The following is a 24,096-nucleotide window of genomic DNA, read 5'->3' as shown; positions in this document are numbered from 1 at the left end:
TTCACCTGCTTCTTTTTAGTATGTTTTGTAAAAGACTTTTAGGAAAAAGCTTCATGGCCCACGTCATAATTAACACCATCATGACTCCGATGAAACTTAATAGAATTGTCGGCACAATCAAAAATAAACGCGTTGCATGTATGGAAAAAAGTTGTGCGCCTAAAACAACAATGACATACATGAAACCGATTGTGATCATTGCTTTTACGTAAAATAATAAATCCAAATGTATCCCAGCCCGCTTCAGCCAAATCCAACCATAAATAATGACTAAAGTCGTCGCTGAAAGGATTGAAGCGATACTGGCGCCTAGTATGCCATAGATCGGAATCAACCAAAAGTTGCAAGCAATTTTCACGGCAAACATCAATACAATCCATTTAAATTGCTGCTGTTTATAGCCTGTACTTTGCAATAAAACGGAGAAGGTAATGATTAAAGACAATAAAAAGACGAGAAGCATCAACCACTGGATAGCTGTTGTCCCTTGCTGGTCCAAGTAAAATAAGGGATTTAAAAATGGCATAATGGCGATTAACCCAGCTGATGCTGCCAGGGAGAAAAGAAAAGTCATTTGGATTGCTTGCACCGCTTCTCCCTGTTTTCGTTTTGATTGTAAGCTTGGAATCAAAGCAAATGCGAGGGATGAACCGAATACTAACCCTAACTGAATCATCGGATTTCCACGGTCAAAAATTCCCTTTTGCACTTTAGATTCTTCGAAAGACCATCCATGCTCCTGCAGAAGTGGAATCATTGTCATCACATCGACAGCTTGGAAAATTAGGTGAAGAACATACGTCAAACTGTAAATGAACACGCCAGCAAAGAACCACTTAGCTGTTTGCCTGAACGGAATCTTACTAGTTGGCGTCTCCATTGAGTTCTTTCGAAGAAGAAATTTGATACCTAAATAGATGACTGCAACAAACGTACCGATGATCGTTGCCAGTGCAGCAAGCGTTCCGAGTTCATATAATGAACGATTCGTTGAAACGACATAAAATGTAATGCCGATAATTAAAATAACGCGGACAAATTGCTCGACAACTTGTGAAATGCCTACCAAATGCGTTTCTTCATAGCTTTGAAAATAGCCCCGCAACAGTGAGATCATCGGAAGCAGTAAAAACATAAAACTGCTCATTTGTATAGGTTTGGTCAGTTGCAGATCACCCATCAGCAGCGCCCACGTTTCTGCAAATAAGTAAATTCCCAACCATGACAAAATCCCAAGTCCTGTCAGCAAATAAAAGACCCGGGTGAACAGTTGCCTCGACGGTTGGTTTTCTGAAAACTGCTGTGCGACTGCGCTTGGTATGCCATACAGCGATAAGATGATGGCTAGTGAGAGCAAAGGATAAATTTGCTGATATACATATAAGCCTTCATCTCCAGCAATATTCTGCAAAGGAACGCGGTAAATCATGCCCAATATGCGACTGATGAACCCCGTAATCGTAAGGATGATTGCGCCTCTCATCCATTTATTTGTTTCACTCATAAAAACTTCACTTCCAACAAAAATTCAATCTTTTAGAACGTTTGAGTCTCCTTTTACTTTATCATAGTTTGATGCGTGAAGAATCTCTTTCTTTGGTTGATGGATGAAGCATAGTTACACGCGTTCTTTGAACAGTCAACGCAATGATTTGAACGGTCACGTGCGTTTTTTGAACGGTCAGCCCGCTACTTTGAACGGTCACGCACGCTTTTTGAACAGTCAGCCCGCCACTTTGAACAGTCACGCGCGTTTTTTGAACGGTCACATGCATTCTTTGAACAGTCACGCACGTTCTTTGCACAGTCAGCGCGATGTCTTAAGCGATGAGAACGTTTCTGTAAACATGCAAAAAGCCTACCGGACTTTTCCAGCAGGCTTTAATGAGTTTTATTCCATTTGGCGGGCAAGGAAGCTGGCAGCAGTTTGGCAAAGTTTTATTTCCACGTCGGTGACAGAATCTTTATCTGTAAATAAGATGATACTTCCGACGGGGTCGCCATTGGAGATGATCGGTTGAATTAAATAGGATGCTACTTTCTCTTCAATTCCATCAACGATTTCCAATGTGTATTCGTTCTTCTCGACAACCGCTTCTCGGTCTTCCATTGCTTTTTCAATTAGCTCTCCAATGTTTTTATTCAAGTACTCTTTTTTACTGACTCCCGCCGTCGCAATAAATTCATCCCGATCTGCAATGAGAATTTTTTGCCCAACTGCTTCAAAAAGCGATTGTACATATTCATCGGCGAATTCACTAAGCTCATTAATCGGAGAGTATTTTTTTAAGATAACTTCTCCTTCACGGGCAACAAAAATCTCGAGAGGATCTCCTTCCCGAATTCTCAATGTTCGCCTGATTTCTTTCGGAACAACAACTCGTCCGAGGTCATCAATACGGCGTACAATTCCTGTTGCTTTCATCTTCGAATCCCCACTTTCTTTGATGTACTTGCATGGGTGAAGCCTTGCTAAAGGATTCCTGGCTAAATCACCTGCTAGTAATTGTTAGTATAAAACAGTGGCGATGAACTATTCATTGTTTGATGAAATTTTTGCCTGATGAAGCTTAGATAGGAAATCTTCAAGTTGATCGTGACGAATTGTTTTATTTTGTCTGGAAAACTGGAATACAATTTTCAATTGTCGCCCTTCTGTTCCCAATTGGATGGTTCGCCCATATTCGTTGGCTAACTCAAATAGCTTTGCACCATCAATTTGTTGGCTTTGTTCAGCTTCCATGAGACATTCGATTTTTTGTTTCGACTCATGGATCGATTCAATTTTGTTCTCTTTTCCATGTAGGCGTATTCTTGAAATTTGCAGTAAGTTTCCGACTTCATCTGGATACTCACCGAAACGATCTAATAATTCGTCATTCAAATCGTACGTTTCTTGGATAGATTCCAAAGCTTGAATGCGTTTGTACATCTGAATTTTTTGTCCTTCATCTTGAATATAAGATTCAGGAATATAGGCGTCCAGGTCGAGACCAATTTCAACTTCAAATGGTTTTGCTTCTTCATAAGAAACCCCTTGTTGTTTGGCACGAACCGCATCATTCAGCATTTGTGAGTACAAGTCAAAACCAACGGAATCGATAAATCCGTGTTGCTCCGTTCCAAGAAGGTTTCCGGCACCCCGAATCGATAGGTCACGCATGGCGATTTTAAAGCCACTTCCGAGCTCGGTAAATTCCTTAATGGCTTCGAGACGCTTCTCAGCGACTTCAGACAGAACTTTATTTTGTTGATAAGTAAAATAAGCATAAGCTAATCGATTCGACCGACCGACACGACCACGGATTTGATAAAGTTGGCTTAATCCCATTTTATCTGCATCATTCACAATTAAGGTGTTCACGTTCGGTATATCAACACCCGTTTCAATAATGGTCGTACTGACTAATACATCCGCTTCACCTTCTAAAAACTCCAGCATGATGTTTTCTAACTGACGTTCATTCATTTGACCATGGGCGTAAACCACACGTGCATCTTCAACGAGTTCATTGATTTGCGCAGCGACACGATCAATCATATCGACTCGATTGTATAAGAAAAATACTTGGCCGCCTCTCGCCAATTCTCGCTCAATGGCATCCCGAATGAGTAGTGGATTATATTCCACTACGTATGTTTGAATTGGAAAACGGTTTTCCGGTGGGGTTTCAATAACAGAAAGATCACGCACCCCTACCATCGACATGTGCAACGTTCTTGGAATTGGTGTCGCTGTCAACGTTAATACATCGACATTTGTTTTCAGTTGTTTAATTCGCTCTTTGTGTTTCACGCCAAAACGTTGTTCTTCATCGACGATCAATAGGCCCAAATCTTTAAACACAACATCCTTGGATAAGACACGATGCGTTCCAATGACGACATCAACCAACCCTTTTCGGAGTTGATCAATCGTTTCTTTCTGCTGCTTCGGTGTTCTGAACCGACTAAGCAGACCGACGTTTACGCCGAATTCCTTAAAACGTTCTTGAAACGTTTCGAAATGCTGTTGTGCCAAAATGGTTGTCGGAACTAACACAGCTGCTTGTTTTCCTTCGACAATCGCTTTAAAGACTGCTCGAATGGCAACTTCTGTCTTCCCGTAACCAACGTCTCCACAAAGTAGACGATCCATCGGTTGCGTTTTTTCCATATCACTTTTAATCTCTTCGATACAACGAAGCTGATCTTCCGTTTCTTGATAAGGAAAAGCCATTTCAAAGTCTTTCTGCATTTCTGTATCTGGACCAAACTGATGACCCTGAGCTGCTTCACGCTCAGCATAAAGCTTAATTAGATCGTCGGCAATATCCTCTACAGAAGACTTGACCCGCGACTTGACCTTTTTCCATTCGCTGCCTCCCAGTCGGTATAGCTTCGGTTCTTTTCCTTCCGACGCAACATATTTTTGAACTTGATCGATTTGATCAGTCGGAACAAAAAGCTTGTCGTTTCCTGAGTACCGAACGACCATATAATCTTTATGAAGTCCGTTGACCTCTAACGTTTCTATGCCAAGATACTTCCCGATTCCGTGACTGTTGTGAACGACATAATCGCCTTTATTCAATTCTTGATAGCTTTTTATTCGTTCAGCATTCGAGACTTTTTGACGCCTGCGTTTTTTCGGTTTTTTCTTTTTAAATAATTCTTCCTCTGTTAAAACAGCTAGCTTGTACGCCGGCATCTCAAAACCTTCGTTCAAGTCACCTTGTAAAACAACTGGCTCTTCAAGTGGAACGCTTATAGGTCGAATACCAACTCTTGCAGCAATGCCGTAATCATCGAGCACACGAAGAACACGGTCGACTCGCTCTTCGTCCGCCGCATAAATGATTACCGAAAATCCCGCTTTATTCCAGCGTTTCATCTCACTTTTCAACAGGTTCATTTGACCATGAAACTGTTGCATTTGACGACTGGAGATGTTTACTAAATTATCGGGTTTCGTATTTGGTATATGTCTTAAAAATAAAGAGAGATAAATTCGTTGATGATCGATCTTTTCAAAAACTTCTTCCCATGTAAACGAAAATGTTAAATCTTCCACAATCATCCGTTGATCGAGTAAGTCTGTATGCCAAGTAGCTTCTTCACGGTCTAACCGTTCTGCCGTCTCTGTGATTCGGCTCATTTCATCGAATATAAATAAGCTGTTCTTCGGAAAATAATCTACTAAACTATAAACATCCTCATAAAGCAATGATAGATACTGATAGATTCCATCAAACGGCTGTCCTTCTTTTAATCGTTCAATATCATGCGATAATTGCTCGTTCAATTGCTGTTTCTCTTGGTCAGAATGAATATTTTTCAGCGATTTTTGCAGGAGTTTTTCTAGCTTGTCACCTGCTTTTTTCATTTGTTCATCCGTAAAGATCCATTCTTCCGTTGCGGTGATTTCGATTTGGTTCAATTCTTCAATGGAACGTTGCGAGCCAACATCGAAGTACCGGATCGATTCAACTTCGTCGTCGAACCATTCAATCCGGATCGGATAGACATTCGTCAAAGGATAGATATCAATGATGCCCCCACGCTTACTTGCTTCTCCAGGTGAAGAAACCATATCCGTCACTTTATAACCCATGGTAACGAGACGCGCCATTGTATCGTCCAATGAATACTCTTTTCCTGTTTCAATGGTGAGAGACAAGTCACTGGCTGTTTGCTTCGGTGGCATGAGCCGTTTCAACCCAGCAACAGGGACGATGAAAATTCCATTTTCTTTCTCTTGCCAGCGGTTTTTCGCCTCAATCCGCTGTGATTTCAATTCAGGGGAGGCAGTCATAATCTCAGCGGGCAGCATTTCGTTAATCGGGTATAAATACAATTGATCTGGGTTTTCCGTCAACCCTTGTAGATCATCGTATAACTGTTGCGCTTGATTCAATTGAGGCGTGACGACGACTACCGGACGATTCGTCGACTCATGAGCCATAACCATTAAAAAGTTACGTAACGAGTTCGTTAACCCGGAAACAAGCTGTTCACGCATTTCACCCTTAATCCCATTAATTATATGTACAAAATCATCTTGTAAGCTTAAATAATCCTTTAATCCTTTCATCTGCTCTCCCCCTAGCTCGATACGTCCCTCTTCGGATTCATTGAATGGAAAAATGCTTTGGCGTGTACCAAAGCTTAGTGAATAAAATTATCATTTTCAAATAAACCCGGGTTCTGCGTGAGTGTTTCTTCACATGTTTCGCAAACCAATTGTAGCATCAAATCACCTTGCTGATTTTCTTTCATCATATGATTCGATTCCTCTGTTGATAACTCTTGATTCAATAAATCGAATACACGCGGATGCTCTTTCAACTCACCCATAGATTCTCCACAATGCCGACATGTCATCTGAATCGCCATCGATATCTCCTCCTCATCATAAGCTAGTGACTAGCTTTTCCAAGAAGAAGCAAATTTATTCTGTCGGTAAGTCTTCAAACGGTTTTTAATTAAACTGATTCATCACTTCCGGAAATGCCGTATCCATCCATGCTTCACAAGCATCATAAGTTTTCACGATGGATGAGTTGATCGTTTCCTTTTCTTGTTTGGAAAATTTACTGAGCACATAATGGACGATATCGATATTTGTGTCAGGTCTGCCGATTCCAAAACGGACTCGGTTAAATTCCTTTACCCCAAGATGCTCGATAATATTCCTCATACCATTGTGACCACCATGGCCTCCTGTATGTCTAAGACGGATTTTACCCGCCGGAAGATCCAAGTCGTCGTAAATGACAAGCAAGTTCTTAGGATCGATCTCGTAAAAATCCATTGCCTGTCTGACGGATTGGCCGGATAGATTCATAAAGGTTTGTGGTTTAAGTATGAGCACCTTTTCTCCTTGCCAGTTTTCAACAGCATAATGGGCTTCAAACTTCCCTTTTTTAAGCTTCCAGCCATTCTGCTTCACCAAGTAATCAATCACGTCAAATCCGATATTATGTCTTGTATGCTTATACTTTAAGCCTGGATTCCCTAACCCAACAATACATTTCATGACTGTCTTTATCTCCTTTTTGTCCATCGACTAACAATCGTTAAACAGCGATTATCCTACCCTCAATGGGCCATACCATCTTATTCAAGTTTACCCTGAGAAGCTTCGTGCCATGCCAGTCTAATTGAAAAAAATGCAACATGAAAACAGATCGAAGCGCCATATCGTGCTCCGATCTGTTTCATTCATGCTATGAAGACGGACTTATTTTTCTTCCTCTTCATCATCTTTAGCATCAACCAATTCTGGTTCTGCTGGCTCCTCGCCATCATCTTCTGTTTCAACTTCCTCTTGCTGTGGTGGTAAGATCGTAATGATGGTCGTTTCATCGTCGTCCATGATCTCGTAGTTTTTATCACCTTTAAGATCGCCAACAGTGATGACATCGCCAATGTTTAACTCAGAAATATCGATCAAGATCTCTTCAGGAATATTTCCTGGAGTCGAACGAATATTCAAGACATGCATTGGTTGCTGTCTGACACCACCGTCTTTTTCACCAATCGCTTCTCCGTCAAGGTTGATGGAAACTTCCACATCTACTTCTTGAGACATGTCCACCATATAGAAATCAACATGCGTCAATTCGCCTTTGATTGAATCTTGTTGATAATCATATAACATGGCATCATAAGCATTCCCATTATCTAATTTAACAGAGAATACAGCGTTCCTACCTTCTTCACGTACCTTTTTGATTAAATCGATTCCATCTACAGAAATATTAACAGGCTCTTTCCCTTTTCCATATAAAACGCCTGGGATTTGACCTTCGCCTCTCAATTTTTTTGTATTGGAAATACGTAAATCTGTTCTTGCTTTACCTTCGATTGTTGCAGCCATAATTTTTCACTTCCTCCATAAATAATTTCCAGTATATTTGTATTCTTCTCTATTATAACCTTTTAGACAGCTTTTTTAAAATTTTAGCTTATTTGAATGAAACCTTAGTTAAATAATGTACTGATTGAACGGTGCTCGTGTACACGCTTAATCGATTCCGCAATTAACTCACCAACAGAAAGTTGTTTGATTTTGTTTGAAGTAATTTGCTCAGTCAATGGAATTGTATTCGTCACAATCAATTCCTTGATTGGTGACTGATCAATTCGGTCATTTGCCGGACCGGATAATACCGGATGCGTACAGCATGCGTAAACTTCCTTCGCACCGCTATCCAACATAGCGTCAGCTGCCAATGTAATGGTTCCCGCTGTATCGATGATATCATCGATTAAAATCGCTGTTTTGCCTTCAACTTCACCTACAATGTTCATGACCTCTGCCACGTTCGGTTGTGGACGTCTTTTATCAATAATTGCAATCGGTGCTTTCAAACGGTCGGCTAGCTGTCTTGCACGTGTTACGCCCCCATGATCTGGAGAGACAACGACGACATCTTGCAGTTGCTTTTCTTCAAAATATTGACTTAAAATCGGCATGCCGAATAGGTGATCAATTGGAATATCAAAGAAACCTTGAATTTGAGCCGCATGAAAGTCCAATGTAATCAGTCGATCGGCACCTGCTTTTTCAATTAAATCGGCGACCAATTTTGCGGTGATCGGTTCACGGGATCTTGCTTTTCGATCTTGTCTTGCATAGCCATAATATGGTGTGACAACATTGATTGTACGAGCGGAAGCACGTTTTAATGCGTCAATCATAATCAATAACTCCATTAAATGCTCATTTACCGGGTTGGAAGTCGACTGTACAACGTATACATCACAGCCCCGCACACTTTCTTCGATATTGATTTGTACTTCACCATCACTGAAGCGCTTCACAGAACTTTTACCTAATTCCACACCGATATGATCAGCAATTTCCTCAGCAAGCTTCGGGTTTGAATTTAATGAGAACACCTTTAAAAATTCATCTTGATATTGACGAGTCATATTGAAACCTCCAACCAATTATTTTTTATTTAAACGCTCAACGTAACCTTCTTTATTTACTTGACGTGCACGGGCTATAGACAATGCTTTCTCAGGGATGTCTTTCGTAATCGTTGAGCCAGCAGCCACATAGGACCCTTCTTTTAGTGTAACCGGTGCAACTAAATTCGAATTACACCCGATAAATACGCCATCTTCTATAATTGTTTTATGTTTGCTTTTTCCATCATAATTGACGGTAATTGAACCACAACCAACATTCACATCATCGCCGATTTCTGCATCACCAAGATACGATAAATGGGAAGCTTTACTATTCTGTCCCATCGTCGTTTTCTTGATTTCCACAAAGTTACCGACTTTTACATCATCCTGGAGCGTACTCTCTGGACGAATATGTGCGAACGGGCCAACTTTTACTTGGCGGCCAACCTTACTTTCTTTCAGTACACTTTGGTGAATCTCCGTGCCTTCACCAATCTCACAGTCGATGATCTCACTGTTTAACCCGACATAAACATCGGATTGAATCGTCGTTTTCCCTTGAATCCGACAACCTGGTTCGATGACGACATCCGGTTCAATTATGACATCAGGGCCAATATATGTCTGATCGGGGTCAATTAACGTCACACCGTTTTTCATATGTTTTTCGTTAATTCGCTTCTGCATCAGTTTTTCTGCTTTGGAAAGCGCCAAACGATCATTGACTCCAATCGTTTCTTTATCGTCAGGAGTTAAGTATGCAGTCACCTTTTTTCCTTCATCTTTAGCAATCTCTAATACATCAGGCAAATAATACTCACCTTGCGCATTCGAGTTGGATACATTCTTTAACGCTTCGAACAACATTTTATTATCGAAACAATACGTACCGGTATTGATCTCAGTCAGTTGTTTTTCTTCATCAGTTGCATCTTTATCTTCAACAATTTTGGCTACTTCATTTGATTCATTACGTACAATACGACCATATCCTGATGGATTTTCAAGTTCAGTCGTCAACACAGTTACGGCGGATTGTTCTTTCTCATGATGTTGCATTAATTGCTTCAATGTCTCTGCTGTCAGTAGCGGGGTATCTCCACAAACGACAACGGTCGTTCCTTCATTATTCCCAATGAATGGCTCGGCCATTTGGACCGCATGACCTGTTCCAAGCTGTTCCTCCTGCAGTGCATATTCACTACGGCTTCCCAGCTGTTCTTTAACTTTTTCAGCTCCATGGCCTACTACAGTAATCAGTTGGTTTAACTGCAACTCATCCAGCTGATCGACAACATGCTCGACCATCGGCTTCCCACAAACGGGGTGCAGCACTTTATATAACTTCGATTTCATGCGTGTTCCTTTTCCCGCTGCCAACACGACAGCATATCTATTCGCCATAATTTCCCCTCCATACATAGGCATACATTATGAATATATCTTAAATAAAAAGTCGTTGCAACTGATGACAAGAAGTTCCAACAACTTCTTTTCCATCAACAAAAAAGAAGCCTATTCATTTACTTCATGAATAGACTTCTTATTCAACTCTTTTTTAGGAAGCTCCTGCTTCTTCAAGCTCAGATTCTTCTCCAACACGATGGTATTCTTCCAATACAGCATCTTGAATTTTACCTCGTGTATCTGAGTTGATTGGATGCGCGATATCTCTAAACTCTCCATCTGGTGTACGTTTACTTGGCATAGCAACGAACAAACCATTGTTTCCGTCGATCACACGGATATCATGGACGACAAATTCATCGTCCAATGTAATGGAAGCGATTGCACGCATACGACCATCAGTGTTCACGCGGCGTAATCTTACGTCGGTAACTTGCATTATGTATCACCACCTTTAATGAAAACTGCGCTTACGAGAGATCCGTAAGCTTGATCGGTTTCTCCATTCTTTTTAAACAAAGAATACGACTTATTATTGTCAATTCAACATTCTATCGATAAATCCTTCTTTTTATTAAAAATAATTTAAAAAATTATTGCATGGATGGAAACTACTTACGAGGCTGGGACAAAATCTTTAAAGTTGACTCAGATACGAACATTCTATTTTAGTGTGCTGGAAATACCCGCTTCGAAAATATACTGCGCTAAGTTAGATTGTTATTCATGTTTGTGAGTTTATCACTTTGATTTGTCCTAGCCTCTATATGTTACCAACAACCCAGTTGTCTTTTATGAACTTCTATAAACGATTATTCAAAGTAATTCCCACGGACAACTTGAATACGGCCTTCACGCTCATTGACTTCTTGAAATTTCAACAGGGAGATATAATCATCCACGCGACGGTCTTCTTCATCATCTTCAGCCTCCGCCAATACCCCGATTCCTTTGACGGTTGCATTAAATTCATTCATCAGGCTAACCATGCCATGAATGGTGCCTCCTGCTTTCATGAAATCATCTAGAAGGATTACATTCGAGTTCTCTTGAATGCTCCGTTTCGATAAAACCATCGTCTGAATTTTTCTAGAAGAGCCAGACACATAATTGATACTCACGGTCGAACCTTCCGTCACTTTCGGATCTCGTCTAATAATGACAACAGGAACTCTTAATACATCTGCAACAGCGTACGCGAGCGGAATCCCTTTCGTCGCAACCGTAACGACGTAATCGACATCATACGCTTTGAATGCTGCGCCAAACATTTTCCCGATAATGCGTAGTTGTTTAAGATCACCGAGCAGATCACTCATATAAATGTACCCGCCAGGCAAGATTCGTTTAGGATCTTCTAAAAGTTCAATAATATCATCAATCTTCTTTTTACTTAAGTCCATGTGATAATCCGGAATGTATTGAACCCCTCCGGCTGCACCAGCCGATGTTTGCAGCCGTCCAATTCCTAATTGATCAAACATGGCGTCAATAATATCCAAATCCTCACTGATCGATGATTTTGCCGCTTCAAACCATTGCACGAAAAAAGGCAAAGAAATATGTGTATAAGGGTTTTCTTTGAAGTAGTCAGTCATCGCCACCAGTCGTTCGCTTCGTCTCATTACCTTTCCACCTTTTTATTGCCGAATATTAATTAATAATATATCACTTAATGTTTGGGTTTACTAGGATTACTGGGTATTTTAACGGTATATAGTTAATCCGTTAAGGCACGGACTAAATAAACTTCTTGGCAAAAGCCCCTTAACCCATTTACGGTCCGTTCAGCTTTCGAAAGATGCTCGGTCAATCCGTATACAGTCGGTCCACTACCACTCATTAACACACCTTCCAAACCTTGCTTTTGCATAAATGTCTTTATTTGATGAACTTCTTGATGCATGGCGACCGTAATTGGTTCCAATACATTTTCTAGATGGTTACATAACGATTGGAAATCTTTCTTGCGAAGAGCATTAGCCATTGACTCTGTATCCGGATGCTCGATCTGATCTACATTCACGTTTCCGTATACATCTTTTGTCGATACGCCGATATTTGGTTTTGCGAGCACAACCCAACAAGGCGGGGGAGACGGTAAAGTGGATAGCTTCTCTCCCCTCCCTCTCGCAATTGCTGTTTTTCCCGACACACAAAACGGTACATCGGAGCCAATTTCCTCACCGATCTTTTGAAGCTGTTCAGTGCTCTGCCCAAGATTGAACAACCGATTCATGCCTCTTAGTGCAGCTGCTGCATCACTACTTCCGCCAGCAAGCCCTGCAGCAACAGGTATTTGTTTATCAATCGTTATTTTCACACCTGATTGAATCCCGAATTTTTCTCGCATCAAGGCAACCCCTTGATAAGCAAGGTTTCGTTGATCATTTGGTACGTATCTTTTTTCGGAAACAATCGTGATGGACGGATCGTTTGTTTTCTCAAACGTGAGTCGGTCTGCAAGGTCAATGGATGTCATAATCATTTCAATTTCGTGATACCCATCGTCTCGTTTATATAAAACGTCTAGCGTTAAATTGATCTTCGCCGGCGCTTTTTCAAAAATCATTGTTTCACCTTCTGCATCATTAATTTCTTTGATTGTATCACATACAAGAAACCATTTATAAAGAAAAAGAGCAAATGATTTTATTCAGTTTTTTTAGATGATTCATGTTATGTAACTTTAAGATTTCAAGCTCCCATTTTGAATGTGGCCGACATAGAAAATCGGCCACAGTTCAACTGAACCGTGACCGATGCAATCATTAGGGGGACATGCAGTCGGAGGAGAAAATTTACAATTTGTTTTTCGTGTTCTCCTCAGCCATTTCAATCGCTCGCTTTACCATGTTACCGGCATCGCGAGACTTGATGCCTCCCCATCCTTCTTTTTGAACCGTGTCGTAAATCCCCATTTCCTTTGCGATCTCCTCTTTCAAGCGATCAGACATGATGCCTTTTCGTCTACTCAATGATCACAACTCCTTTTCGGTTTTATTTACGACAGGCTTAGTATATGTATTTCCGGAAACATAAGACATGTAATTATTGGTGATATCATCATTGAATTTCATGAGAGACAATCACTTGAGGGGGGGATAGCTGGAGGACGATTTTCAAAACTAGTCCGCGTAAACATAAGAGGTCCCACAGTCAATTGCTGCAGGACCTCTTATGCTTGCTCTCCGTTAAGCCATTTTACTGACTTCATCTGTGAAGGTAATCTCTACGGTTTCTGTAAGTACGTCTGCATAGCTGTAAGAGACTCTTTCAAAAGAATGCTCATCCTGGTCTAGCTCAACGATAAAAACAGATGGGTACGTTTCTGCCAATACGCCAAACCGCTCAATCGTTTTGCGTCGACCACCGTTTGCTTTCAATGTTAATTGCTGCCCGATCTTAACATCCAAAGCTTGTTTAATTTCAGCCAAAGTTTTTCCCATACGACTCCACCTCACTAAGTGCTATCTTAACACAAAATGGCTTGGAAGTCAAAAAGTATTTAATTATATCAACATTCCAGCCATGGTGTCAACATAAATTTACGAACTATATTTTAACATTTCCCATTTAGCCAAATTCATGCATCAGAAATTCCGTTGGGGGTTCTTGTTTTATTCATCTGTGTTGGCTTTTTCATGTGTTTTAGGTAATTTTTTCATATATGGTAACCCAGTTCGAAAAAGACCTCTCGTCTCCAATCCACCGATTCCTTTTTCTTGCGTAACGGTCTTTTCGATGACGTCGTAAATATCTACTTTTTCCATAAAAGGTGTATAACCAACTTTGGCTGCTACATATACAGGATCTAATGCATGGATATTGATTCGCGTCGGTGAGCTGGCAAAGTTCGCTCCAGCTCGAATTAATGACTCAAAGTGGGATTGACAAGCGCCTGCAAAAATCACGAGCTGATCTAGGTGGGAAACCTTTTTTCTTGCGGCACGTACCGCTTCAACAAAATAGCGGCTATTACGATATGCACGCAAATCCACTTCTTCTCCTTTTTGCTTTGAATAAGAGTCATGGCCGGTCAAAACTAAAATGTCCGGCTGAACTTTTTCAAGCAATTCAGCCACTTGATGCGGCATCTCGCTTTCTTTTACATGCGCTCCATGTACTTGAAGCCCAAGTTTCTTATAAAGAAGTACACACTTTTTCAAGAATAACGCATCACTATCCATGTGAAGGACTTTGGGGCATATTTGGAACCTAGGTGCATCTTTGACGGAAATTGGCTGTGAGTGGTCTCTGAAGGACCTTAAATAGTAATCCTGTCTGAACAGTCTGTAGGATTCATGCTCTTTATGAATGATTGATTGTTCCACACGCTTTTTTTCTTCTTGAATGACTATCTTCAAGTCATCAATCGGTGCATCGACCTCAAGGCGAAAGTTTTCACCGTATAATTGAACTTGGTCTTGATCGATCGATTGGACGCGAAACAATAAATCATGATCATAAGAGTATCTTGTGACAATATCGCCTCTTTGAAGATTCATGGATGTCTCTCCCTCGTAATAGGCTCTCTGACTATCCTATTGAGGGAGCAGATGAATTGTTACACTTCTAACGCTTCTTTCATGAATTTTGTCAGTGTGGAGAATTCCTCCATCGACAAAGATTCACCTCGACGCGAAGGTTCGATTGCCGCTTGATTGAACACGTTCTGTAATTGTTCTTTGGAAACTCGGTCTTGAAAACCTTTTTGAAGGTTATTTTTCAACGTCTTTCTTCTTTGTTGAAAGCTTTTCTGAACGACTTCGAAGAACAACTCTTCATCGGTCACTTCAACGGGAGGCCGGTCACGTTTCACCAATTGTAAGATCGCTGAATCAACGTTCGGCTGTGGGATGAAGCAAGTCTTCGGAACGGTCATGACTACATTGGATGTCGTATAATATTGGACGGCAATCGACAATGATCCATATTCTTTAGAATTAGGCTTCGCTGCCATTCGTGCCGCGACTTCTTTTTGCATCATCACGGTTATGGAGTGAATGGGTGAGTTTTCCATCAATAATTTCATTAAAATTGGTGTCGTAATGTAATATGGTAGGTTGGCTACAACGCGAACATCAGAAGCTTCTGGCATCTTTTCGGCTATGAACGCATTCAAATCCACCTTCAAAATATCTTCGTTCATCACTTGGATATTTTGAAAGCCTTGCAATGTATCGTTTAATACCCCAATAAAACGCTGGTCGATTTCAATGGCAAAAACTTCTTTCGCTTTTAATGCCAACTGCTCCGTCAATGCACCGATCCCTGGACCGATTTCAATCACTGTCGTATCATCAGTTACACCGGCTTTATCAACAATCTTCTTTAAAATATTGGCATCAATCAAGAAGTTTTGGCCTAAACTTTTCTTAAAGGATAGCTTATGCTTGTCCATAATCTCTTTGGTTCTGGAATACGTCGCAATCGGTTTGCTCATGAATTGTTCCATCCTTTATCGATTTCATTCTGAATAATTTCTTTCATTGCCGCTTCGAACTGATATTCATCTATGGCAAACATGCTCAATCGTTTTTCCAATTGCTTGGCATTGGCATAGCCAATTTTTAAATGGTTGCCGAGCTTCATTCGTCGGTCTTTTGCTTTAGGACCACCAATTAAGCCATAGTGAAGTAAATACGGTCGCCAATCAATTGAATCCTTCATTTCTTGTCGTACCGTATAAACATCTTTTAGCGCTTGCTGAATATCCTCGATATGAGCATGCTCAATCCCTAAACCTTTTCTTTTCCCCTTAGCCTTAGCTTTTTCCTTTGGTAAAAAAGCATGCTTACATCCAGGGATATAGGCATCAATCAACCGTCTGAGTCGCTCTCCGGGATAGTCTGGATCGGTAAAAACGATGACTCCTCGTTTTTCCTTAGCATGTTTGATTTGCTCTAATGTATGTTGATTTAATGCAGAGCCATTCGTTTCGATTGTATCGGCATCGACGGCCAATTTGATTCGAACGGTATCATCTCTGCCTTCAACTACAATTACTTCTTTTATTTTCATATAAACCCTCACTGAATAAAAAATATGTAAGTCTAAAAAACATCACATAAAAATGAAGAGGCTGGGACAAAACTTTTAAAGTTGACTCAGATACGAATGTTCTAATTTAGTGATACGGAAATATCCGCTTCGGAAATATACTCCGCTTTTACCCATAGGGCATAAGGCGACATCTGCGGTAAACCGCAGTGTCTTCTATATCGCGGGCAGCTGTTGAGCCTCCTCGTGCTTCGCACTGCGGGGTCTCACCTAGGCTTTTGCTCCCGACGCCCAGGACGGGCTAGTGTCAACGTTGGCCACAAGACGTGGCCGTATTTAGTTGACCGCAGAAGTCTCCGTATATTTCCTACGCTAAGTTAGATTGTTATTCGTATTTCTGAGTTTATAACTTTGATTTGTCCCAGCCACTTCATGAGTTTTTTTATTAATATACTTTAATTCGGACTGTTTTTCTTCCGAATGATCTTGCTTTCTCATAAGAAGAAAAATGAATGTCAATTTTCTTTCCGTTAATCGCTCCACCTGTATCGCCAGCAATCGCCGTCCCATAACCTTCAACCCAAACTTTCGAACCTAATGGGATGACGTTAGGGTCAACTGCGATAACCTTTGGATTCGAACGTAAGTCAATTCCTGTTGCTGTATGTGTTCCTAATGACGGATTGTTCGTTGAATAGGCCGTTGCCTGAACAACCATCGTTTTGCCCGTTTCTTGCTTTGTATCTTTCGTTTCAATTTTAGACTTAGACTCAGACTTAGCGGATGTTTGTTGAACATTAGATGATTTCTTCGCGACAGTTCGCTTCGGTGGCTCCTTCGTTCCTTGGGCAACCACTCGACTTTGGCTTTCTTCCGTGATCTCTTCCTTCACTAGTTCACGGGAAACCTCTTCACCGTTTTTATACGTGATTTCAAAGGTTTGAACTTTTTTTCCTTCTTTACCTTGCTGTACGACACGTGTTTTTCCTTTTTCTAGTGAATCGTCGTTTTCCGTCTTTGTATGGTATGGAATGATTTCATCATATGTTTTTCTCTCTTTGTCAACTCGAGTAATCGTAATGGTTTCTTCGGAGTCTAGTTTTTTAGTCGGCTCCATGTTGAGTTGATCATGATCCGTCAGCTTAATCCCTTCTTTTGCAAGCAGCGATTGAATCGTCTGGCCTGTCGTCATGACAGTTTTCTTCTCGCCGCCATCGTTAATGACGACTTCAAAAGCTTTGGATATCGCTAAATGACGACCGTCACTTAACTCTTCTTCTAATTCAAAAGAAAGGTGATCATGTTCACTGATCTCGATATTCTCTTCTTCTAAAAACTCATCTGCCGTATCTGCTAACGTATGATAAGTTTCAGTTTCATCATCAACTGTGACGACCACTTCGTTGGCATAGTCCAGTTCAATTTCCATGCCATCTTCCACTTCTTTTGTGAGATCTTCAGAAAGATAGTCATGTGCGTCCTTTTCAAGACCCAGTTCATTCAATACGTCCTCAACTGTTTTAGCCATTGTGTTCGTATGAAACTCTTCTTCATCGGCCACGACAGTGACTTCTTTTTTCATAGATTCATAGACAATAAAAAATAACGAGGCCATAGCAACTACTGTTAAAGATAAAATGACCATGCCTTTAACGCCAAATCGTTTTGGAGCTGAATTCTTAGCATTCATAAACGAGCCTCCTATACGCAATTGATTATAGGCATACCCAAAAAGGAAGTCAATGAACAACCACATTACAAATTCATTACAATACTGAAACATTGACTGGATGATGCGAATCAATTGCAAATTGAAATCTTTCTTCTCTTGAAAAATAAGAGAGAATCGATCAACGATGAGCCTCACACTAAGCTTTTAGATAAAAAACACACCTAGGCGATTGTTTAAATATTGCTCATTTTAAACTGTATGCCTAGGTGTGTGTTTTAGAACATTGAATTAGCGCTTCAAACATTGACTAGCGATCGTTTCTTCTGAATAATCCATTCTTAAGCTATACCAAATAACTTCTTCGCATTATTCCGTGTCACTTCACCAATCTCTTCTACGGTCATTTGCTTAATTTCAGCGATTTTCTCTGCTACTAATAAAACGTATGCAGGTTCATTTCGTTTACCCCGGTTCGGATGTGGAGCCAAAAATGGACAATCCGTCTCAATCAACAATCGATCAAGTGGTACTTGTTCGGCGACGATTTTTGGATCGGTTGCATTTTTAAACGTCACTGGACCACCTAATGAAATATGGAAGTTTAAATCGATACATTCCGTTGCATATTCAGCGGGGGCATTAAAACAATGCATAATTCCGCCAATTTCTTGTGCATTTTCATCCTTCAATATTTCGATAATATCTTCAGTTGCTTCCCGATTATGAATAATGATTGGCATGGCAAGCTTCTTCGCAAGGCGAATTTGTTTCCTGAAAACTTCTTTTTGGACGTCTACAGGCGATTTATCCCAATGGTAATCGAGCCCCATCTCTCCAATAGCAACGACTTTTTCATGTGCTGCAAGCTCTTCAATCCATTTTAGATCGTCGTCGGTCATATCAATCGCATCAACAGGATGCCAGCCGACCGCTGCATAAATAAACGGATAGGCTTCAGCGATTTCTATCGCTAATGGTATGGTTTTTCGGTCGAACCCGACGACAACCATTTCAGTCACCCCTGCCTCTTTCGCTCGCTCGATGACTTCATCACGGTCTTCCATAAATTGATCGGCATTTAAATGAACATGTGTATCAAATAACACAGACTCATCCTTTCATTTGAACAGTTCGAATTAGTTAATTTGCGTTCCATTTGGTAACGTTTGATCGATCGTAGCCAATGAGAGGATTCCTTCATCATCTTCTCCAGCTAAAATCATACCTTGCGATAGCTCTCCGCGCAGTTTGACCGGTTTTAAATTCGAAACGACAATCACTTTTTTCCCAACTAGTTCACCTGGTTTATAGTGTTCAGCAATTCCCGAAACGACCTGACGTTTTTCATAGCCGAGGTCCACGCGCAATTTGAGTAATTTATCTGCTTTTTTCACTTGTTCTGCCTCGATGACTTCACCGACACGGAAATCAAGTTTTAGAAAATCATCAATGGTTACCTCAGGAGCGATCTCCTGCTCTTTCGGTTCTTCTTTCGTTTCTTCTTTTTTCGGTGCTGGGGGTGCCATCATGTCTTTGATCGCTTGTACTTCTACTTCATTATCTAGACGTGGGAAGATCGGCTTTCCTTTTTGGACAATTGTGCCAGCAGGAATGCCATCAATTGTATGCAAGCTTTCCCATTTTTGCTGCTCTTCTTTCTCCAAACCTAGTTGACTGAAAATCTTTTGTGGCGTAGAAGTCAAAAATGGTTGAAGCATAATGGCGATTTGTCTAAGTGACTCGACTAAGTGAGCCATGACATTTCCAAGCCGTTCTTTTTTCGCATCATCTTTTGCCAATACCCAAGGTTCATTTTCATCGATATACTTATTCGTACGGCTGATAAACTGCCAAAGTGTGGACAATGCAACCGAAAATTGCATATTTTCCAAAGCCTCTTCCACTTGTTCTCTTGTCGTCGAAGCCACGTTCATTAACTCTCGGTCATATTCTGTTTCATTTAACTGAATCGTTTGAATCTCACCATTGAAATATTTGTTGATCATTGCAACAGTGCGGTTCAATAGATTTCCAAGATCATTTGCCAGATCATAATTTGTACGTTCTACGAAAGCTTCCGGTGTGAAAACGCCGTCTGAACCAAAAGGCACTTCACGAAGCAAGTAATAACGTAATGCATCCAGGCCATAGCGATCGATCAAATCAACTGGGTCGACAACATTTCCTTTGGACTTGGACATTTTTCCGTCTTTCATTAAAAGCCATCCATGAGCAAAAACTTTTTTAGGGAGTGGCAAATCCAATGCCATGAGCATGATTGGCCAATAAATGGTATGAAAACGAACGATCTCTTTTCCAACTAAATGAACATCCGCTGGCCAGAATTTTTGAAAACGTTCATCATGATCCGTTCCATAACCCAATGTCGTAATATAGTTGGACAGCGCGTCGATCCATACGTAAATAACGTGTTTCGGATCTCCTGGCACGCGAACTCCCCAATCAAATGTCGTTCTGGAGACCGCCAAGTCTTCAAGACCTGGTTTAATGAAGTTATTTAACATTTCATTTTTTCGGCTTTCAGGTTGGATAAATTCAGGGTTTTCTTCGTAAAATTCAACCAAACGATCGGCGTATTTACTCATCTTAAAGAAATAAGATTCTTCTTTCACTTTCTCAACCGGACGTCCACAATCAGGGCATTTTCCATCATCCAGTTGACGTTCCGTAAAGAAAGATTCACAAGGAGTACAATACCAACCTTCATATTGATCTAAATAAATATCTCCTTGTTGATACAGCTGATCGAATATTTTTTCGACAATTTCTTTATGGCGTTTCTCCGTTGTTCGAATGAAATCATCATGAGAAATGTCCAATTGACTCCAAAGTTTTTGGATGCCGGATACAATCTCATCGACGTACTTGATCGGTTCGACACCTTTTTCTTCTGCTTTTCGTTGAATCTTTTGTCCGTGTTCATCTGTCCCTGTCAAGAACATGACTTCATAACCGCGAAGGCGTTTGTATCGAGCAATCGCATCAGCCGCAACGGTCGTATATGCGTGACCAATATGCAAATTGCCACTTGGATAATAAATAGGTGTTGTTATATAAAACGTATTTTTTTCTTCTGGCATCCTGGAACCTCCTGTTTTTACTATAGCTTTTTCATAAAATGTTAACATGAATATGACAAATTTTTTTAAATTGCAAAAAAATGTTCTCTATTTAACAGTTGTTTGGTAAAATATCAACTAGATATTATTGTACCCATTTAATAGTTTAATTTCCACACAGAAACAGGTAAGATTGCGCAAAACATTTTCTGCCAATTTTTCCTTTACTTAATTGACTGTTAAAAATAATAGTGGTACATTAATGTCATAAGATAGCGAATCTTATATTATGATCGAGAGGAGAGAGAAAAACAATGAAATCAACAGGTATTGTAAGAAAGGTTGACGAGCTTGGTAGAGTCGTTATTCCAATTGAATTGCGTCGTACTCTAGACATAAACATTAAAGACGCGCTTGAGATTTACGTGGATGACGATCAAATCATCTTGAAAAAATACAAACCAAACATGGCATGTGCAATCACTGGTGATGTTTCCAATGACAATATCACTGTTGGCGACGGCTCTATTGTATTAAGTCGTGAAGGCGCCGATCAATTGATCTCTGAGATTAACAAAAAGTTTGATAGTAAATAAATCTATGAATACATCATAGACTGTAGCGATTAGCTGCAGTCTATTTATTTTTCCCAAGAAATTCATAAGCTTATGTGCATGTGTTTCTTGCCATACAAAAATTCGCCCGTCGTTTTTACGAATTGCCTACATGATATGCTTGGTACACCTCTCGTTTAGGGATGGAACGATCGATTGCTGTTTGCTTGATCGCATCCTTTGAAGAAGATCCCTTCTGGATATAAGTCTCGACATGTTCAATCAAACTTAAACTTTTCCACCAAAAATCCTCAGAAGAATCCTCTCCGCGAGGACCAACAAGTAAAACGAACTCTCCTTTTAACGTTGCATTGCCTTCGTCGATGAATTCTTTTACGTCATTAATTGTACCCCGTACATATTCTTCAAATTTTTTCGTTAGCTCCCTCGCTAAAACAATTTCACGCTCTGGATGATACCATTCCGCCATGACTTCAACCGTTTGTTTAATACGATATGGTGACTCATAAAAAATCACCGTTTGCTTGATCTGATCAAGGCTAGCCAATATCTCAGTAATTTCCTTTTTCTTTTTAGGCAGAAATCCATAAAACGTAAATGTATTCGCGGGCAGGCCTGAAGCAACCAAAGCGACAAGCGCCGCGTTGGCTCCCGGAAGGCTCACGACATCAACTTGCTCTTCTCTCGCTCGTTGGATCAGTCCAAAACCTGGATCTGACACAACGGGCATTCCTGCATCACTGACAAGGGCAATCGAATGGCCTTCACGCAACTTTGACATGAGCTCGTCTTCTTTTTGACGATTGCTATATTCATGGTAGCTGATCAATGGTTTGTGAATCTCGAAATGATTCAATAGCTTCTTTGTCTGGCGCGTATCTTCACAGGCAATATAAGAAACTTTCTGTAACGTTGACAATGCCCGATACGTAATATCATCCAAATTGCCAATTGGTGTCGGCACTAAATATAACTTCGCTTCCGCTTCATTCTGAAAACTCTTCTGGACGTCGACCATGAAATCGGCTCCCCTCTTCACCGTATAAAATCTTTGCAACCTCTCCTGTATAATGACCATCTTCATCATGAATATAAATCGGTGGCAAGACATCCAAATCCGGTTTACCATCCTTGGAATACTCAATCAACACAATATTTGCTTCACGACCCTTTTTTGGATGAACAAACTGTAGTCGTTTTGGCTCGAGATTGTACTTTTTGCCGATCGTTATTAAATCTGCCACACGCTGTGGTCGGTGAACAAGTGAAACTTTTCCCTTCGAGCGGACGAGGGAGCTGCAAGCTTTTAATACATCGTCTAAGTTGCATAGTATTTCATGTCTTGCATAGGCGAGAAATTCATTTTCGTTTATTTTTTTCTGTCCATCATCCGTACGGAAATAAGGTGGATTGCATGTTACAACATCAAACCGCTGATTGGCAAGTTCTGGAGGAAGCTCTTTTAAATCACCCTTGACGGGCTGAATTTGTTCTTCAAGATGATTCATTTCCACATTCCGCTTAGCCATATCAAAAATCCGCTCTTGAATCTCCAATCCATAAATGGACGCCTGGCTTCTTTTCGATAAAAATAAAGGGATGACTGCATTACCTGTACACAAATCAAGTATTTTCCCCTTCTTTATCGGTAAATAAGTGAAATTGGCCAGCAATACGGCATCAATTGAAAATGAGAATACAGTCGGGCTTTGAATAATCCGACGTTCTTGGTCAGCTAGCAAATAATCTATACGTTCATCACCTTTAAGTGCCACCATAAACTTTCCTCGTTTCTTCGTTGCTATGATTTAATGTTTTATTGCTTCATAATTTGTTAAATTTCATAATCCACTAAGGCTAGGACGCCATCCCTTTTGCTTTTTTAATTGGAGAGAAGGCTGATTCAACGGCTCGAGCTGATTATACGACGGCTTGATTTGGTTTATCGACGGCTCCGAGTGGCTTTTCGACGGCTTCGAGTGATTTTTCAGCGGCTCCATCTGATTTTTCGACGGCTTCGGATGTTTATTCGACGGGTCCATCCGATTTATCAGCGGCTCCGAAGAGATTCTGATTGAAGAAAAACACCCTCCGTCGTTTTCACAACAAAGGATGTTTCACTGGTTCACTCAAAAAATTTCAAACAGAATATACAATCTTTTTCGCCTCTTGGCGTACCAAAATAGACATGACAGATGTGAAAACCTTCCTCATAGATCCGTGCTAAATTGTCATATCCTTCTCCTACGGCTTGTATGTTTTCTCCATTTGCCTCTTCTGATTCGGAATCACCGTCACTCCGTAACTCATCAAGACGTTGCCGTAAATGGTGGTTTTCATGGGCCAACTGGTGATTCTCTTCAACCAATTGCACGAGATTGGTTTTTAATTTCACCAAATCCTCTTGTAAATCGGTAAACTTTTTTTCAAAGCTAGAGAAATGCTCTAACATTTC

General features: G+C 40.5%; 24 protein-coding genes. 1 reads left to right on the top strand and 23 read right to left on the bottom strand.

Translation table 11 applies throughout. The annotated features are described in order from the left end of the window. Position 1: 1 nt before the first annotated feature. The 20 genes from KQ486_RS03820 to metG form a co-directional block, all read right to left on the bottom strand. The gene (locus KQ486_RS03820) at positions 2–1,504 is read right to left on the bottom strand and encodes a polysaccharide biosynthesis protein (protein WP_216686840.1); all 1,503 of its coding nucleotides are present in this window, start codon (positions 1,502–1,504) and stop codon (positions 2–4) included. Positions 1,505–1,565: 61 nt separating this feature from the next. After that, a complete protein-coding gene (locus KQ486_RS03815; RefSeq protein ID WP_216686839.1) occupies positions 1,566–1,790 on the bottom strand; it encodes a hypothetical protein in 225 nt (74 codons plus the stop codon). Between the two features lie 101 nt (positions 1,791–1,891). Then, entirely contained in the window at positions 1,892–2,425 is a 534-nt protein-coding gene (spoVT, locus tag KQ486_RS03810) for a stage V sporulation protein T (RefSeq protein WP_144163300.1), read from the bottom strand. Between the two features lie 108 nt (positions 2,426–2,533). Beyond that, positions 2,534–6,073, bottom strand: a complete 3,540-nt coding sequence (mfd, locus tag KQ486_RS03805) for a transcription-repair coupling factor (protein ID WP_216686838.1) — start codon at positions 6,071–6,073, stop codon at positions 2,534–2,536. 74 nt (positions 6,074–6,147) lie between these two features. Further along, positions 6,148–6,375, bottom strand: a complete 228-nt coding sequence (locus tag KQ486_RS03800) for an anti-sigma-F factor Fin (protein WP_144163302.1) — start codon at positions 6,373–6,375, stop codon at positions 6,148–6,150. Positions 6,376–6,460: 85 nt separating this feature from the next. Further along, positions 6,461–7,018 carry an aminoacyl-tRNA hydrolase gene (gene pth, locus KQ486_RS03795; protein ID WP_144163303.1) on the bottom strand — a complete coding sequence of 186 codons (558 nt, stop codon included), beginning with the start codon at positions 7,016–7,018 and terminating at the stop codon, positions 6,461–6,463. Positions 7,019–7,222: 204 nt separating this feature from the next. Further along, positions 7,223–7,861, bottom strand: a complete 639-nt coding sequence (locus tag KQ486_RS03790) for a 50S ribosomal protein L25/general stress protein Ctc (protein ID WP_144163304.1) — start codon at positions 7,859–7,861, stop codon at positions 7,223–7,225. 104 nt (positions 7,862–7,965) lie between these two features. After that, a complete protein-coding gene (locus KQ486_RS03785) occupies positions 7,966–8,919 on the bottom strand; it encodes a ribose-phosphate diphosphokinase (RefSeq protein WP_144163305.1) in 954 nt (317 codons plus the stop codon). A gap of 18 nt (positions 8,920–8,937) precedes the next feature. Further along, complete coding sequence (glmU, locus tag KQ486_RS03780; protein WP_216686837.1) at positions 8,938–10,308, bottom strand: bifunctional UDP-N-acetylglucosamine diphosphorylase/glucosamine-1-phosphate N-acetyltransferase GlmU; 1,371 nt, start codon at positions 10,306–10,308, stop codon at positions 8,938–8,940. Positions 10,309–10,462: 154 nt separating this feature from the next. Then, entirely contained in the window at positions 10,463–10,750 is a 288-nt protein-coding gene (gene spoVG / locus KQ486_RS03775; protein WP_144089365.1) for a septation regulator SpoVG, read from the bottom strand. A 373-nt stretch (positions 10,751–11,123) separates the two neighbouring features. Continuing rightward, positions 11,124–11,936, bottom strand: coding sequence for a pur operon repressor (purR, locus tag KQ486_RS03770; protein WP_144163307.1), 813 nt, complete (start codon positions 11,934–11,936; stop codon positions 11,124–11,126). Between the two features lie 95 nt (positions 11,937–12,031). Further along, entirely contained in the window at positions 12,032–12,883 is an 852-nt protein-coding gene (ispE, locus tag KQ486_RS03765; RefSeq protein ID WP_144163308.1) for a 4-(cytidine 5'-diphospho)-2-C-methyl-D-erythritol kinase, read from the bottom strand. Positions 12,884–13,112: 229 nt separating this feature from the next. Next, positions 13,113–13,289 carry a small, acid-soluble spore protein, alpha/beta type gene (locus KQ486_RS03760; RefSeq protein ID WP_144163309.1) on the bottom strand — a complete coding sequence of 59 codons (177 nt, stop codon included), beginning with the start codon at positions 13,287–13,289 and terminating at the stop codon, positions 13,113–13,115. Positions 13,290–13,505: 216 nt separating this feature from the next. Further along, positions 13,506–13,760, bottom strand: coding sequence for a biofilm formation stimulator Veg (veg, locus tag KQ486_RS03755; RefSeq protein ID WP_144089361.1), 255 nt, complete (start codon positions 13,758–13,760; stop codon positions 13,506–13,508). Positions 13,761–13,931: 171 nt separating this feature from the next. Then, a complete protein-coding gene (gene yabG, locus KQ486_RS03750; protein ID WP_144163310.1) occupies positions 13,932–14,819 on the bottom strand; it encodes a sporulation peptidase YabG in 888 nt (295 codons plus the stop codon). Positions 14,820–14,878: 59 nt separating this feature from the next. Next, positions 14,879–15,757 carry a 16S rRNA (adenine(1518)-N(6)/adenine(1519)-N(6))-dimethyltransferase RsmA gene (gene rsmA / locus KQ486_RS03745; protein ID WP_216686836.1) on the bottom strand — a complete coding sequence of 293 codons (879 nt, stop codon included), beginning with the start codon at positions 15,755–15,757 and terminating at the stop codon, positions 14,879–14,881. Then, a complete protein-coding gene (gene rnmV / locus KQ486_RS03740; RefSeq protein WP_144163312.1) occupies positions 15,754–16,335 on the bottom strand; it encodes a ribonuclease M5 in 582 nt (193 codons plus the stop codon). Before rnmV ends, rsmA begins: the two co-directional genes overlap by 4 nt. Positions 16,336–16,759: 424 nt before the next feature. Beyond that, positions 16,760–18,004, bottom strand: coding sequence for a G5 and 3D domain-containing protein (locus KQ486_RS03735; protein WP_216686835.1), 1,245 nt, complete (start codon positions 18,002–18,004; stop codon positions 16,760–16,762). 320 nt (positions 18,005–18,324) lie between these two features. After that, complete coding sequence (locus tag KQ486_RS03730) at positions 18,325–19,092, bottom strand: TatD family hydrolase (RefSeq protein ID WP_216686834.1); 768 nt, start codon at positions 19,090–19,092, stop codon at positions 18,325–18,327. A gap of 30 nt (positions 19,093–19,122) precedes the next feature. Further along, positions 19,123–21,087 (bottom strand): methionine--tRNA ligase, encoded by a 1,965-nt coding sequence (gene metG / locus KQ486_RS03725; protein ID WP_216686833.1) that lies wholly within the window; start codon positions 21,085–21,087, stop codon positions 19,123–19,125. Positions 21,088–21,380: 293 nt separating this feature from the next. Here metG and abrB point away from each other — a divergent pair, with 293 nt between their 5' ends. After that, entirely contained in the window at positions 21,381–21,662 is a 282-nt protein-coding gene (gene abrB / locus KQ486_RS03720) for a transition state genes transcriptional regulator AbrB (RefSeq protein ID WP_144163316.1), read from the top strand. Between the two features lie 115 nt (positions 21,663–21,777). Here abrB and rsmI read toward each other — a convergent pair whose 3' ends face one another. The 3 genes from rsmI to yabA form a co-directional block, all read right to left on the bottom strand. Next, positions 21,778–22,659 (bottom strand): 16S rRNA (cytidine(1402)-2'-O)-methyltransferase, encoded by an 882-nt coding sequence (rsmI, locus tag KQ486_RS03715; RefSeq protein ID WP_144163317.1) that lies wholly within the window; start codon positions 22,657–22,659, stop codon positions 21,778–21,780. Beyond that, complete coding sequence (locus KQ486_RS03710; protein ID WP_216686832.1) at positions 22,628–23,419, bottom strand: tRNA1(Val) (adenine(37)-N6)-methyltransferase; 792 nt, start codon at positions 23,417–23,419, stop codon at positions 22,628–22,630. The genes rsmI and KQ486_RS03710 overlap by 32 nt, the downstream gene beginning before the upstream one ends. A gap of 347 nt (positions 23,420–23,766) precedes the next feature. After that, the gene (gene yabA, locus KQ486_RS03705) at positions 23,767–24,093 is read right to left on the bottom strand and encodes a DNA replication initiation control protein YabA (RefSeq protein WP_246569185.1); all 327 of its coding nucleotides are present in this window, start codon (positions 24,091–24,093) and stop codon (positions 23,767–23,769) included. Positions 24,094–24,096 lie beyond the last annotated feature (3 nt).

It is taken from the genome of Allobacillus halotolerans, from assembly GCF_018967645.1.
In the GTDB taxonomy this organism is placed as follows: Bacteria; Bacillota; Bacilli; order Bacillales; family Alkalibacillaceae; genus Allobacillus; species Allobacillus halotolerans.
The sequence above is the reverse complement of the archived record's forward strand: the minus strand, read 5'-3'. Positions and strand labels throughout refer to the sequence as shown.